This window comes from Herbaspirillum sp. 1130 (assembly GCF_017833835.1).
In the GTDB taxonomy this organism is placed as follows: Bacteria; Pseudomonadota; Gammaproteobacteria; order Burkholderiales; family Burkholderiaceae_D; genus Herbaspirillum; species Herbaspirillum huttiense.
This window is the reverse complement of record NZ_JAFICQ010000001.1, coordinates 29,547-43,397: the sequence shown is the minus strand read 5'-3', so window position 1 is coordinate 43,397 and position 13,851 is coordinate 29,547. Positions and strand designations below refer to the sequence as shown.

At 59.6% G+C, this 13,851-nt stretch carries 12 protein-coding genes; 7 read left to right on the top strand and 5 right to left on the bottom strand.

The genetic code is table 11. The annotated features are described in order from the left end of the window. Nucleotides 1-222: 222 nt before the first annotated feature. On the top strand, nt 223-2,103 hold the full coding sequence (locus JOD78_RS00185) for a GGDEF domain-containing protein (protein WP_134222087.1): 1,881 nt from the start codon (nt 223-225) through the stop codon (nt 2,101-2,103). Between the two features lie 101 nt (nt 2,104-2,204). Here JOD78_RS00185 and serS read toward each other — a convergent pair whose 3' ends face one another. Beyond that, complete coding sequence (gene serS / locus JOD78_RS00180) at nt 2,205-3,506, bottom strand: serine--tRNA ligase (RefSeq protein WP_209569127.1); 1,302 nt, start codon at nt 3,504-3,506, stop codon at nt 2,205-2,207. Between the two features lie 174 nt (nt 3,507-3,680). Here serS and JOD78_RS00175 point away from each other — a divergent pair, with 174 nt between their 5' ends. Beyond that, nucleotides 3,681-4,304, top strand: coding sequence for an anaphase-promoting protein (locus tag JOD78_RS00175; protein WP_134135195.1), 624 nt, complete (start codon nt 3,681-3,683; stop codon nt 4,302-4,304). A gap of 5 nt (nt 4,305-4,309) precedes the next feature. Here the strand turns inward: JOD78_RS00175 and JOD78_RS00170 are convergent, their stop codons facing one another. Then, nucleotides 4,310-5,257 (bottom strand): LysR family transcriptional regulator, encoded by a 948-nt coding sequence (locus JOD78_RS00170; RefSeq protein WP_121039502.1) that lies wholly within the window; start codon nt 5,255-5,257, stop codon nt 4,310-4,312. Between the two features lie 97 nt (nt 5,258-5,354). On the opposite strand from JOD78_RS00170, the gene JOD78_RS00165 reads away from it, so the two are divergent. From JOD78_RS00165 to JOD78_RS00150, 4 genes are all read left to right on the top strand, one after another. After that, nucleotides 5,355-5,996, top strand: coding sequence for an alanyl-tRNA editing protein (locus tag JOD78_RS00165; RefSeq protein WP_204725356.1), 642 nt, complete (start codon nt 5,355-5,357; stop codon nt 5,994-5,996). Between the two features lie 165 nt (nt 5,997-6,161). Continuing rightward, the gene (locus tag JOD78_RS00160; protein WP_204725355.1) at nt 6,162-7,490 is read left to right on the top strand and encodes a DUF6402 family protein; all 1,329 of its coding nucleotides are present in this window, start codon (nt 6,162-6,164) and stop codon (nt 7,488-7,490) included. Then, nucleotides 7,454-8,143, top strand: coding sequence for a hypothetical protein (locus tag JOD78_RS00155; RefSeq protein WP_209569129.1), 690 nt, complete (start codon nt 7,454-7,456; stop codon nt 8,141-8,143). The genes JOD78_RS00160 and JOD78_RS00155 overlap by 37 nt, the downstream gene beginning before the upstream one ends. A gap of 85 nt (nt 8,144-8,228) precedes the next feature. Continuing rightward, nucleotides 8,229-8,558: an H-NS histone family protein gene (locus JOD78_RS00150; RefSeq protein WP_034331785.1), complete on the top strand. Its 330-nt coding sequence runs from the start codon at nt 8,229-8,231 to the stop codon at nt 8,556-8,558. A gap of 49 nt (nt 8,559-8,607) precedes the next feature. Here JOD78_RS00150 and JOD78_RS00145 read toward each other — a convergent pair whose 3' ends face one another. Then, nucleotides 8,608-9,912: a replication-associated recombination protein A gene (locus JOD78_RS00145; protein WP_134135189.1), complete on the bottom strand. Its 1,305-nt coding sequence runs from the start codon at nt 9,910-9,912 to the stop codon at nt 8,608-8,610. A gap of 270 nt (nt 9,913-10,182) precedes the next feature. On the opposite strand from JOD78_RS00145, the gene fdxA reads away from it, so the two are divergent. Then, nucleotides 10,183-10,521 (top strand): ferredoxin FdxA, encoded by a 339-nt coding sequence (gene fdxA / locus JOD78_RS00140; protein WP_088753639.1) that lies wholly within the window; start codon nt 10,183-10,185, stop codon nt 10,519-10,521. 75 nt (nt 10,522-10,596) lie between these two features. Here the strand turns inward: fdxA and lolA are convergent, their stop codons facing one another. Together lolA and JOD78_RS00130 are read right to left on the bottom strand one after the other, a co-directional pair. After that, nucleotides 10,597-11,310, bottom strand: coding sequence for an outer membrane lipoprotein chaperone LolA (gene lolA / locus JOD78_RS00135; RefSeq protein ID WP_209569131.1), 714 nt, complete (start codon nt 11,308-11,310; stop codon nt 10,597-10,599). 125 nt (nt 11,311-11,435) lie between these two features. Then, complete coding sequence (locus tag JOD78_RS00130; RefSeq protein WP_134135187.1) at nt 11,436-13,778, bottom strand: DNA translocase FtsK; 2,343 nt, start codon at nt 13,776-13,778, stop codon at nt 11,436-11,438. Nucleotides 13,779-13,851: the final 73 nt, after the last annotated feature.

The window sequence follows — 13,851 nt, the reverse complement described above, 5'->3', positions numbered from 1 at the left end:
GAACTATTTTCAGAGTGGAACTATTTTTTAAAAAATATTCAAAAAACTTATCTCCTCGTCATTGCATCTCCCGCCGGACAGACTAGCAGAAGCAAAGTTCATACATAAAACCATCAAGCTGAATTGCTTATCATCATCTTGTCATAAATCACTTCTAGGATCCGTAAACTATTTTGCGATGCATTGCCGTTCTTTGACTCTCTCGAATCCGGATTCAGCCAGATGGCTCCCCTCTCCAATCCAATCTTTCCGCTCGGCGCCGAAGTCGTCGATCTGATCGCCCGCGCCTCCGGTGCGGCCCTGCGCGGCGCCGACGATCCGATGTTGTCATTGCTGCATGAGATCATTGCTCAACGCAAGTTGTCGGCGCTGTTCCAGCCCATCGTGCGCATGCGTAACGGCGAGATCCTGGGATATGAAGGTTTGATCCGCGGCCCCTCCAATACCCCGCTGCATTCGCCGCTGGCGCTGTTCAAGGTGGCACGCGCGCACAACCTGTCGGTACAGATGGAATATCTGTGCCGCCACATCGTGATGACCCGCTTCGCGCAACTGGGCTTGCCGGGCAATCTGTTCCTGAACGTGTCGCCGGGGGCACTGATGCAGCCGGAGGCGATCCAGGGCGAGACCCTGCGCTATCTGGAAAAGCTGGGCGTCAATCCGCAGCGCATCATCATCGAACTGACCGAGAACGAGCCGACCTACGACTATGCCCTGCTGCGCAATGCGGCCATGCATTACCGCGACATGGGCTTCCAGATCGCCATCGACGATCTGGGTGAAGGTTTCTCCAGCCTGCGCCTGTGGTCGGAGCTGCAGCCGGAATACGTCAAGGTCGACATGCACTTCGTGCAAGGCATCAACCATGATCCGATGAAGCTGCAGTTCGTGCGCTCGATCCAGGAGATTGCCGAAAAGTCCGGCTCCATCGTCATCGCCGAAGGCATCGAATCCCAGGCCGAACTGCTGACTATCCGCGACCTCGGCATTGCCTGCGGCCAGGGCTATCACATCTCGCGTCCGCTACCGGAGCCGCCGGTCTCGATCTCGGACGATGTCACCAAAACCCTGCGGCGCGACAAGGTCCCGCTGGCCGCCAACAAGTATGGCCCCGGCAAGCGCAGCGCCACCGTCGCCAAGCTGCTGCGCGAGACCCAGTACGTCAGCCCGGAAGTGACCAATGATGCGGCCTACGACATGTTCGTCAACGATCCGCAGCTGCAGGCCCTGCCGGTGGTCAGCAATGGCTTGCCGATCGGGCTCATCAACCGCTACAGCATGGTGGAGCGCTTTGCCCGCCTGTACGGCCGCGAACTGTATGGCAAGAAGTCCTGCGCCTTCTTCATGGACCCCAATCCCATCCTGACCGAGCAGGACACCAGTCTGCAGGACCTCTCCAACCTGCTGGTGCATGCCGAGTCGCACCACCTCTCCAACGGCTTCATCATCACCGACCGCGGCCAGTACGTGGGGCTGGGTACCGGCCACGACCTGCTGCGCGAGATCACGCAGATGCAGATCGACGCTGCCCGCCATGCCAATCCGCTGACGCAGTTGCCGGGCAACGTGCCCATCAACGATCACATCGAATACCTGCTGCAAAGCGGGGTGGAATTCTGCATCTGCTACTGCGACCTCGATCAGTTCAAGCCCTTCAACGATGTCTACGGCTATCGCAAGGGCGATGACATGATCCAGGCCACCGGCCGCGTGCTGCAGCAGGCCTGCGACCCCAACCTGGACTTCATCGGCCACATCGGCGGGGACGATTTCCTCATCCTGTTCCAGAGCGAGGACTGGGAAAAGCGCTGCCGCACCATCCTCGATACCTTCGAAGCCGAAACCCGCGCCTTCTACTACGACGAAGACGTGCAGCGCAAAGGCTATTACACCGAGGATCGCCAGGGCAACCGGGTGTTCCACCCGCTGGTCTCGCTGTCGCTGGGCTCGGTGAAGATCGAACCCTCGCAATACTCCTCACCGCACCAGATCGCCTCGGCCGCCACCCGCGCCAAGAAGGAAGCCAAGAAGATCCAGGGCAACAGCCTCTTCATCGAGCGCCGCATCCCGACGACCTTCTCCTGGGCGCTCAAGGACGCTTAGCAAGGCTCCTCACGAAAACGTTTTCTCGCCCGGTGCGACGATAAAAAAACGGCTGCCTCTTGCGAGGCAGCCGTCTTCATTTGGCGCTCTGGAAAACTGAATCAGACGCCCGGCACCAGCTTGGTCACGCCGCCCATGTAGGGCTGCAGCACCTCGGGGATTTCCACGCTGCCATCGGCCTGCTGGTAGTTTTCCAGCACGGCTACCAGGGTGCGCCCCACGGCCAGGCCCGAACCGTTCAGGGTATGCAGCAGTTCGGGCTTGCCCTGGGCATTGCGGAAGCGGGCCTGCATGCGGCGCGCCTGGAAGGCTTCACAGTTGGAGACCGAGGAGATCTCGCGATAGGTGTTCTGCGCCGGCAGCCAGACTTCGATGTCATAGGTCTTGGCCGCACCAAAGCCCATGTCGCCGGTGCACAGGGTGATGACGCGATACGGCAGGCCGAGCTTCTTGAGGATGGTCTCGGCATGGCCCAGCATCTCGTCCAGGGCTTCGTAGGACTTCTCGGGATGGACGATCTGCACCATTTCCACCTTGTCGAACTGGTGCTGGCGGATCATGCCGCGCGTGTCGCGGCCATAGGAACCGGCTTCCGAGCGGAAGCAAGGCGAGTGCGCCGTGAACTTCATCGGCAGCGCGTCGCCGGCGACGATTTCATCGCGCACGAAGTTGGTCAGCGGCACTTCAGCCGTCGGGATCAGATAGAGTGCGGCGTTTTCGGCTTCACCTTCTTGGCCGCCCTTCTTGGCCGCGAACAGGTCCGCCTCGAACTTGGGCAACTGGCCGGTGCCGCGCAGGCTGTCGGCGTTGACGATGTAGGGGGTGTAGCACTCGGTGTAGCCATGCTCCATGGTGTGGGTGTTGAGCATGAACTGCGCCAGCGCGCGATGCAGGCGGGCGATGCCGCCCTTGAGTACGGCGAAGCGCGAACCGGTCAGCTTGGTGGCGGTATCGAAGTCCAGGCCCAGCGGCGCGCCGACGTCGACGTGATCCTTGATCTCGAAGTCGAAGCTGCGGGGCGTGCCGACCTTGCGCAGCTCGACGTTGCCGCTTTCGTCATTGCCGGCCGGCACGGATTCGTGCGGCAGGTTGGGCACGGCCTGCAGGAACAGGGTCATCTGCTGCTGCACTTCTTCCAGGCGGGTGGCGGAGGCCTTCAACTCGTCGCCGATGCCGTTGACTTCGGCCATCACGGCGGAAGCGTCTTCACCTTTGCCCTTGAGCATGCCGATCTGCTTGGACAGCGAATTGCGCTTGCCCTGCAGTTCTTCGGTACGGGTCTGGATCTGCTTGCGCTCGGCTTCCAGGGCATTGAAGCCGGCCACGTCCAGGACGAACTTGCGGGCCGCCAGGCGGGCTGCGACGTTCTCGATGTCTTTACGGAGGAGTTGAATGTCGATCATGGGAAGAAATTACGATAGGGTTGATGCTCGAAACCGCGATTGTACCAAGTCGCGCGCCCGCCACGGGCCTCCCGTGCGCCGTGCCCGCAATAAAATCCGGCCGCAGCGGTAGCCGCCACCGCCCATGCGGGTTACCATGCGGCCCATTGCATCCCTCATGAGACCCGTTTGCCCATGTCCGTCCAGCCCGAATCCCGCCCGCCGCGCGAAGTCCCCGTCCTGTTTTCCCTGCTGGGCCTGGTCGCCGCCCTGGCCGTGGGCTTGTGGGCCGGCATCCACTACATGTCCAACGAGGCCAGCCTGTTCTACGGGCTGATCGCCGGGCTTTCCTTCGGTGCCACCTTCGCCTTCGGCCAGCAGATCAAGAACCGCCTGGTGCCGCCCAAGGTCCGCAAGACTGACTGGAAAGTGCAGGCACCGGGCGCTGCCGAGCTGTCGCCCACGCGGGTGGCGGCCCAGCAGGCACGCAAGATCAGCGTGGAATTCGATGATGAAGAAATCCGCACCATGGTGCGCGGGGCCAAGCGCGAAGGCATCGCCTGGAGTGCAATCGATGACGTCACCATCCGTATCAGCGACGATGCCCTGCCGCAACCGCAATGGATCCTGGCCGGCAAGGACGCCGAGGGCATCAAGGGCGTGCTGGTCCCGAATGACGCCGATGGTCTGGAAGCCTTGATGGAAGCCATGAAGACGCGCCTGCCCGGCTACGACGATGACAAGAACTATGAAACCGTGATCGCCGCCATGTCTGCCATGGAAGGCAGCTTCCACATCTGGCACCGCCCTGCGGCCTGATCCCTTCAGCGCACCGGCTTGGCGCCCGGTGCCAGGGCCGGCTCCTGCGCCAGCCGCTGCGCAAGAAACTGCACAAAGGCGCTCAGGCGCGGCGGTAGATGGCGCGTAGCCGGATACAGTGCCCACAGCTCACCGCAATAACGCGTTTTGAAACTCCACTGGGGCAGCACCTGCACCAGCCTCCCCTCCTCCAATGCCGGCCTGGCGATGAAATACGGCAGGCTGGCAATGCCCAGATGCCGCAGCGTGGCATCGAGTCGCACCCCGGTATGGTTGGCCGCATACCTTCCCCGCACTTCGACATTGACGGTCTTGCCCTGCCGGCGAAAGCGCCAGCGTGCGTCCGCCGGTGATTCACCCAAGTAAATGCAGCTGTGCTCCTTCAAGGCCTGCGGGTGCGCAGGTGCCCCGTGCTGCTGCAGGTAGTGCGGCGTGGCGCACAGCAGATGGTCGATGCGCATCAGGCGCCGGCCCATCAGGCCTGGCGGCGGCTGGTCGGTGATACGGATGGCCAGGTCGACCTGATCGTCGATGAGGTCCATGTAGCGGTCCTCCAGCCGCAACAGCACGTCCACCTTGGGATGGGCGGCCAGGAAATCCGGCATATGCGGATGCACCAGCGCATGGCCGACCGCCTTGGGCACGCTCACCCTCACCTGCCCTTGCGGCTCGGCATCGAAGGCAGCGGAGACGGCCAGCACGGCTTGCGCGGCATTGAGCATATCGCGGCAGCGGGCGTGGATTTCCTCGCCACTCGCGCTCAGGCGCAGCTTGCGGGTGGTCCGCTGGAGGAGTTGCGTACCCAGCGCCTTTTCCAGGCGGGCGATGGCGCGGCTGGTGGCCGAGGGCGTGGCGCCCAGCTGGCGTGCGGCTTCGGAGAAACTGCCGGTCTCCACCACCTTGGCGAAGACGGCCATTTCGTTCAGGAGGGCAATGCTTTGATTTGTGCTCATGATGCAAAGATCCTTTGCGTCGATGCCGGATTATCGCAACTTCGTGCGGCCGCTACAATGCACGACACTCGCAGCAAGCCACATTGAAAGCCTCGCCATGACTGAACGCCTCTACCTGACCGACCGCGCCTTGCGCGCCGACATCCACGTGCTGAACTGCACCCCGCAGGACGATGGCCGCTACGCCGTGCGCCTGTCGGCCACGCCCTTTCATCCTCAGGGCGGCGGCCAACCCAGCGATACCGGCCGCATCGGCGACGTGGAAGTGCTGCGCGTGGTCAGCGAAAGTGAAGGCATCGTTCATTACACCGCAGCCCCTGTTGCAGCGGGCCCGGCCGTGGCGGCCGTCGACGCCGAGCCGCGCCGGTTGCATGCCCGCTTGCATTCGGCAGGCCATGTGATCGGGCAAGTGATGGCGGAACTGGGATGGAAGCCGACCAAAGCCCATCACTGGCCGGGAGAAGCGCGCGTGGTGGGCGTGGGTGCTGCAGCTGATGGCACGGCGCAGGAACTGGTGCCAGCAGAACTGGAGCGCCGCTGCAATGAATTGCTGGCGCAGGATCTGCCCTGTGTGATGGCCATGGAAAATGGCTTGCGTCAGATCGGCTTTGGCGAATTGCCCGCCTATCCTTGTGGCGGGACGCACGTGGCGGCGCTGGGGGAGATCGGACAGGTTCGGATTGAATCGGTGCGGATCAAGAAGGGGGAGGCGTTGGTCCGGTATGACGTCATCGGCTGAGTGCAAATCTGACTCGACCGAATATGGAGTCAAATTCGTTTTGGAATGACTGAAAATAAATCGGGCATTTCTCTCCGTCGAGTCCAATGCCGCACCTATGGACGATTTCTAACGCAAGTCCACGCACGTACCGTCTGAGCTTTTTGACCATGCTCAGGGGTGACGATGGCAAAGGCAAGACGGCTTCCTTACTACACGATTGAAAAAACCTTGTTCGGCGGCGCGCAGTGGAAGAAGCATGCTGGCGCAGTCGCTATCAACACCCCGCAACAGATTTCCTTTGATCGCCCCGCCCCGGGGGCAGCACCACCAGAGAAGATCAAGCCACCAAAGCCCTCGCGCGAGCAGGCGCGCCAACAAAAGCTGGAAGCGGCAAGACAGCTGAAACTTGCAGAGCAAGCTCAAAAGCGGAAACAGCAGGAATCTCCTCAAACTCAACCACGAGAGCCGGGGGCGCAGATTCTGGACGCTGAAACACACGAGAAAATTCCCGAATTTGACCTGCAAGACGTTCCTGAAGCGATGGACAAAATGGGCTGGCCTGTTGCCGCACACCTTGCAAGGAAATGGTTCGCAGGCCCTAGCCATATCTTCAATAACAAGCCGGATTCAGAGCAGCCATGGGACGACAAAATAGTTACCCTCCAATGGGCTCTCAGAAACGAAGGTGTTCAGACGAAGCTTAGAGATCTGCTTGTCGACGACATTTATTCGGACAAGGCTGTAGCGCTACTGAAGAATAAAATTCTCAGACAAGTGAGCGAAGAATTTCGGAGCACTAGGAGCGCGCGGCCGACTTCCAGCTTTACAACCCGAATTATCAATTCGGACATAAGGCAATTTCACCTCGATTGGCAATTCCAGAGAAAAAAGGTCAATACCTTCCATGGATCCAGCTGGCTAACTCCAACAGAAGTGACGGCGGCGTTAGGAAATTTCGCTTTATATGCCGCAGTGGGAAGATTTGAAATCCAAGGAGAACGCTATTTCAATTACAAAAAAACTCCCTATGAATATTGCATGGACGCAGAGGCAATCCTGACGCATGTTTACATCTATTTAAAAGACAATTACTCATTCAATGATGAAGACCCCTCCAAAAGCCAATATCTTGGGCACTGGAACGAGGCTGGAATGATCACCAGCTATTTAATGAATGCCAATGAGTTCCTCGGCCTTGTCAACTCTCAATGGAAGACGACTATCAAGGCTGATAATGAAGAGCGCCTGCATATTGACTGGGATTACCTTTCTTTTGGCGATGAAATTAAATATCCAATTGATACAAGAACCAGTTTCTGGAAAAAGCTTCTGAAGAAGGATGTGTACTGGCCCGTCTACAATAGTTCGTTTAACGAATGGAGAAAAAAGAAGGAGCGTGGTCAGGATTTCATGATCTACAGCCAGCCTGAGCTTTACGCACTCAACAAACCCATCACGCTCCGTCTTGGAACAATATGCCGTCCATACGAAAATACTTTATCTGGTCAATAAAGAATATCGCCATCATCCTGATTTTTATTTTTATCGTGACTTCGGGATTATTGGCACTTTCGCAAATTGGCAAATTCCAACTAGCAGGAAAAATATTATTCCTTCTTTTGTATTTCAAAGAATATACCGCCCTTGGTATCATATTTTTGATTCTGATTTTCTTTGGAAACAAAGCTTTTGGCCTCAATGCAAAAGGAAATGACTTAAGAAAAGAATTTCCAAAAATGATACCGGCCATCATTTTCTGGCTGGCATTTTCTCTTGTTTTTATATTTTTAATTACTAACTACCTTGCTGCAAACAGCAGAAAATTCGATTGCAGCAGGTATGACTACACCAATGAATTAAATGGCGGCATCAAGGAATTTCAGAATCAAAGGTACGCGATCAAGATTTGTGGAAGCGGGACAAGTCACGGAGGAATTCTTTCTGATGATGCACCGGACCTGGTTGAACTGACGATTACAAATGAACAGGGAGAGCTACTAGTAAAAAGGCGTTATGTCATCGTATGGGATGGCAAACCCGGACATGAGCCACTGGCAATCGGAAATGACCACATCACCTATCAGGACGATGAAGAGCAGGAGGACCACGTAATTGCGATGCCGCCATCCCTCATTGATAGATTGAAAGCCAAATATTTATTTTAAAAGTTAAGCAACTTGGCTCAAAAAAGAGCTATCAATGATGCGTAGTGAATTTCAACCCGATCCACTCCTTCATTAAAGGAAAAAAATGACAAGTTACGCAGATCTCCAAGCGCAAATCAAGAAGCTGCAAGACCAAGCTGAAAAGCAGAAGGCAAAAGAACTGGAAAGCGTTATCGCCGGCATCAAGCAGCAAATCGCTGAATACGGCCTGACAGCGGAACAGCTTGGATTGGCGCCTGCCAGAAAGAAAACCGTCAAGAAAGCTGCCGCCAAAACGGCGGTGGTGATGTACCGAAATGGCGATCTCACCTGGTCAGGCGCTGCCCGTGGCCGCAAGCCGGGCTGGGTCAAGGAGATCATGGATGCGGGCGGCGATATCGAGAAATATCGCGTGAAGGGAAAATCTCATCGATGAAAAGCGGCCGCGCTTTGTTGAAAAAGCACCTGATCAGGTGCTTTTTTTCTTAATTCTGCCCCGCCTCTTCATCCCACTTCTTCAGCAGGGTCAGCTTCTCACCAATCTTGATTTCCAACCCCCGCGGCACAGGCTGATACCACCCCGGCTCGGCAATACCGTCCGGCAGATAAGTCTCCCCCGCCGCATAAGCATTGGGCTCATCATGGGCATACCGATATTCATGCCCATACCCCAATTCCTTCATCAGCTTGGTCGGCGCATTGCGCAGATGCACCGGCACTTCGCGGCTCTTGTCCTGCTTCACGAAAGCGCGCGCGGCGTTGTAGGCGTTATAGCCGGCATTGCTCTTGGCCGCCACCGCCAGGTAGATCACCGCCTGCCCCAGCGCCAGTTCACCCTCGGGGCTGCCCAGCCGCTCATAGGTCAGCGCAGCATCGTTGGCGATCTGCATGGCGCGCGGGTCGGCCAGGCCGATGTCTTCCCACGCCATGCGCACGATGCGCCGCGACAGGTAGCGCGGATCGGCACCGCCGTCGAGCATGCGCGTCAACCAGTACAACGCAGCATCCGGATGCGAACCGCGCACCGACTTGTGCAGCGCTGAAATCTGATCGTAGAAATTGTCACCGCCCTTGTCGAAACGGCGGCTGTTGAGCGTCAACGCGTTCTGCAGGAATTCCGCCGTGACCACCTGGGTGCCGGTCGTGTGCGCAGCAGTCTGGGTCTGCTCCAGCAGGTTCAGGAAACGCCGCGCATCGCCATCGGCGTATCCGATGATGGTCTCCGTGGCCTGGTCGTCGAACTGCAGGTCGCCCAGCGCCTTGTCCTGCGCACGCTTGAGCAGCTGCTTGAGCTCCTCATCGGTGAGCGACTTCAGCACGTAGACCTGCGCACGCGACAGCAGCGCCGAATTGACCTCGAAGGAAGGATTCTCGGTAGTGGCGCCGATGAAGGTCACCAGCCCGCTTTCTGCATAGGGCAGCAGCGCATCCTGCTGCGACTTGTTGAAGCGATGGATTTCATCGACGAACAGGATGGTGTGCTTGCCCAGCGCCAGATTCTGCTCGGCCTGCTCCATGGCCGCGCGGATATCCTTCACGCCCGAGAACACTGCCGACAGCGCGATGAATTCGCAGTCGAAGGCGGTGGCCGTGAGCCGCGCCAGCGTGGTCTTGCCCACGCCCGGCGGGCCCCAGAAGATCATCGAATGCGGCTTGCCGGACTGGAAGGCCAGGCGCAGCGGCTTGCCTTCGCCCAGCAGGTGCGACTGCCCGATCACCTCGTCCAGCGTCTTCGGCCGCAGGGCCTCCGCCAGCGGCGCGGCCGGCTCTTGCGCAAACAGGTCAGCCATGGGCAGCCTCCTGCAGGCAGCGGGAATCAACAGGCAAAGAAGACGGCCACAGGGCGGCCAGGGAAATAAAGTTCATAGTCATCAGGATGCGGGCGCAGCGCCGGATTGCAAGGCGCGTTCACCAAAGGCCGTAGTCTAACGCAGCAGGCCGCTGCGAGGGCAATGGCGCGATGACGGGCTGCGCCTGCAGCCATCGGGCGCAGCGGTTAAAATGCGGCCTGCGCGTTTTACTTCACATCGCCCTTTTACCTGCCCTTTCCCCTGCTTTCCATGCCCTTCGTCGTCACCGATTCCTGTATCCAGTGCAAGTACACCGATTGCGTCAGCGTCTGCCCCATGGACTGCTTCGTGGAAGGCCCTAATTTTTTGGCCATCGATCCGGACGGCTGCATCGACTGCTCCATGTGCGTGCCGGAATGCCCGGTCGGCGCCATCTACAACGCCACCGACCTGCCCGCCGCCCTGTCGCACTTCGAGGACCTCAACGCCCGCCTCGCCAAGCTGCCCGGCTGGAAACCCATCACCAAGGCCCAGCCGCCCCTGCCCGATCACGCGCAGTGGAAGGACGTTACAGGCAAGCTGCCCCTGCTGAAGATGCCCGAACCCTGACGCGCATGCCCCTCACATGAAAACAGCCCCGCAAGCGCAAGCCTGCGGGGCTGTTTGACGTAAAGGGGAAGCCGATCAGTTCTCGAACACGTCCGCACCCTTAGGCACCGTGAAGTTGAAGCTGTTGCCCTTGAGCGGCGGATTCTTCTCGAAGCTATCAAAGCTCAGCACCGACACCTGGCCAAAGGAATCATGCAGTTCCATGGCCACCGGCGTGCCGTTCTTCAGGCCGATGCCGATGTTGTCGAAGGTCGTGTCCTTGCTCTTGGGCACGGCTTGCAGCCATTCCAGGCCATCCTTGGTGCCGGCTTCCTTCAGGGTGAAGTTTTTTTCAAGATCATTGCTGCCAAAAAGGATGGCAGCCGGCGAAGAACCCAGCGCATTGCCCAGTTTCTTGGTCGTGACCTGGTTGAGGTCCTTGTCGTAGATGAAGAGTTTTTCTCCATCAGCCTGGATCACCTGCTCATAGGGCTTCTGGTAGGTCCAGATGAATTTGCCCGGACGCGAAAACACGAAGCTGCCGCTGGACGTATTGATCACCTTGGAGCTGCCGTTCTCGACCCGCACCATGCGCTGGGTGAAGGCACCTTTGGCCGATTGCGTGCTGCTGACGAACTGCTTGAACTGGTCCAGCGCGGCAGCCGAAGCACGGCCGGGGGTCAGCGCGGTGATGGCGATGGCACCGGCCACCGCCAGTGCCGACAGACCGGCCGCCATGACCAGGCGGCGCAGGTTGAACGTGCGGGCTTGCGCAGTGCGCGAGCGGAAAGCGTTTCTGGAATTGTCCATGTTATTCGATTCCTTCTTGACGGATGCCACCTGCAAGGTGGCGGCCGGCGCGACAGTGGCCGGCCTTCAGGGCGTGCTGTTGATGACGGGATGCAATCTGGCGCGCAACTGGATCGGAACCCGGCTTATTCAGCCGCGTCGCCGGCACCTGCCGGCACCAGGATTTCACGGTTGCCATTGGATTGCATGGTGGAGACCAGGCCGCTTTGCTCCATCTGCTCCAGCAAGCGCGCCGCGCGGTTGTAGCCGATGCGCAGGTGACGCTGCACCAGCGAGATCGAGGCCCGGCGATGTTTCAGGACCACGGCCACGGCCTGGTCGTACATCTCGTCGCCTTCGCCGCCACCGGCACCGGCCGCAGCACCGCTGCCACCGCCACCGTCAGCGTCCTCCAGCACGCCTCCCTCTAGGATGCCCTCGATGTAATTCGGTTCCCCCTGGGCTTTCAGGTGCTCCACCACGCGATGCACTTCATCATCCGAGACGAAGGCGCCGTGCACCCGCACCGGCAAGGCCGTACCCGGGGCGTTGTAGAGCATGTCACCCATGCCCAGCAGGGCTTCGGCGCCCATCTGGTCAAGGATGGTGCGGGAGTCGATCTTGGACGAGACCTGGAAGGCAATGCGCGTAGGCACGTTGGCCTTGATCAGGCCGGTGATGACGTCCACCGACGGGCGCTGCGTGGCCAGGATCAGGTGGATGCCGGCCGCGCGCGCCTTCTGGGCGATGCGGGCGATCAGTTCTTCCACCTTCTTGCCCACCACCATCATCAGGTCGGCCAGCTCGTCGATGATGATGACGATGGTTTCCAGCTGCTCCAGCGGTTCCGGCGCATCCGGGGTGAGGCTGAAAGGATTGGGGATCTTCTCGCCGCGCTTCTCGGCATCGATGATCTTCTGGTTGTAACCGGCCAGGTTGCGCACGCCCAGCTTGGACATCTTCTTGTAGCGGCGCTCCATCTCTTCCACCGCCCAGTTCAGGGCATGGCCGGCCTGGCGCATGTCGGTCACCACCGGCGCCAGCAGGTGCGGAATGCCTTCGTAGATCGACAGTTCCAGCATCTTGGGATCGATCAGGATCAGGCGCACCTGGCGCGGCGAAGATTTGTACAGCAGCGAAAGAATGGTGGCGTTGATCCCCACCGACTTGCCCGAACCGGTGGTACCGGCCACCAGCAAGTGCGGCATCTTGGCCAGGTCGGCCACCACCGGGTTGCCGGCAATGTCCTTGCCCAGCGCCACGGTCAGGCTGGAATGGCTGTCGTTGTAGACCTTGGAGCCGAGGATCTCGGTCAGGCGCACGATCTGGCGCTTGGGATTGGGCAGCTCCAAGCCCATGAAATTCTTGCCCTGGATGACTTCCACCACGCGAATCGACGTCAGCGACAGCGAGCGCGCCAGGTCGCGCGCCAGGTTGACGATCTGGCTGCCCTTGACGCCCGTGGCCGGTTCGATTTCATAGCGGGTGATCACCGGGCCGGGATAGGCCGCCACCACCTTGACCTCGACACCGAAGTCGGCCAGCTTCTTTTCGATCAGGCGGCTGGTGAATTCCAGGGTTTCCACCGAGACCGTCTGTTGCGCCGGCGGTGCTTCATCCAGCAGCGACAACGGCGGCAATTCGCTGTTGAGGTCATCGAAGAGGCTGGTCTGCTTCTCCTTCTGGACGCGGTCGGATTTCTGCACTTCGACGATTTGGGGCTCGATGCGGATCGGCGGCGCCTCGACGATCTTGGCGCGTTCCTGCACCACGGTTTCCTCGCGCTTGACGGCGGCTTCCTGGCCGGCACGGCGATCGGCCCGGGCGGCGAAGAAGTCGCGCACCCAGAACAGGCCATCCTCGATCATGCCGCCGATGCGCTCCACCGCCGCCAGCCAGGAGACCTGGAACAGCAGAGAGAAGCCCAGCCCGAACAGCAGCAGCAGCAACAAGGTGGAGCCCGTGAAGCCGAAGGTCGGCTGCATGGCCGAACCGATCATCTCGCCCAGCACGCCACCGGACGAATGCGGCAACTTGGGCGCAAAGCGCTGCATGCGGGTGAATTCGATGCCCATGCTGCCGGTCAGCATGAAGACGAAGCCGACTGCACGGATCAGCGGCTCCTGGTGATGCTCCGGCTCCACCGGCTGGGCCACCAGGAAGCGATTCGACAGGCGCCGGTAGCCGGTCCACACCGAGCGCCCCAGCAAGACGCACCACCACCAGGCGGATAGCCCGAATATGTAGAGCAGCAAGTCGGCCATCCAGGCACCGACGCGGCCGCCCCAGTTGCCCACGCGCGGCACCGAGCTGGCCACCGACCAGCCGGGGTCGGTCTTGGCATAGCTCAGCAGGATCAGCGCCAGATAGGCCAGCAAGGCCGCCAGCGCCAGCCAGCGCGCCTCCGATAACAGCCGTACCAGACGGTTGGGCATGGGAGGTGCCGGCGTCTTGTTGGTGCGGATGTGGGCTTGACTCGTCTTGGACATAACTTCCGTACAAAAAAAACTAGCCGTCATTGTAACGGCATTGACTTGGCGCTTCGCGGTTTTGCGCTGGGCG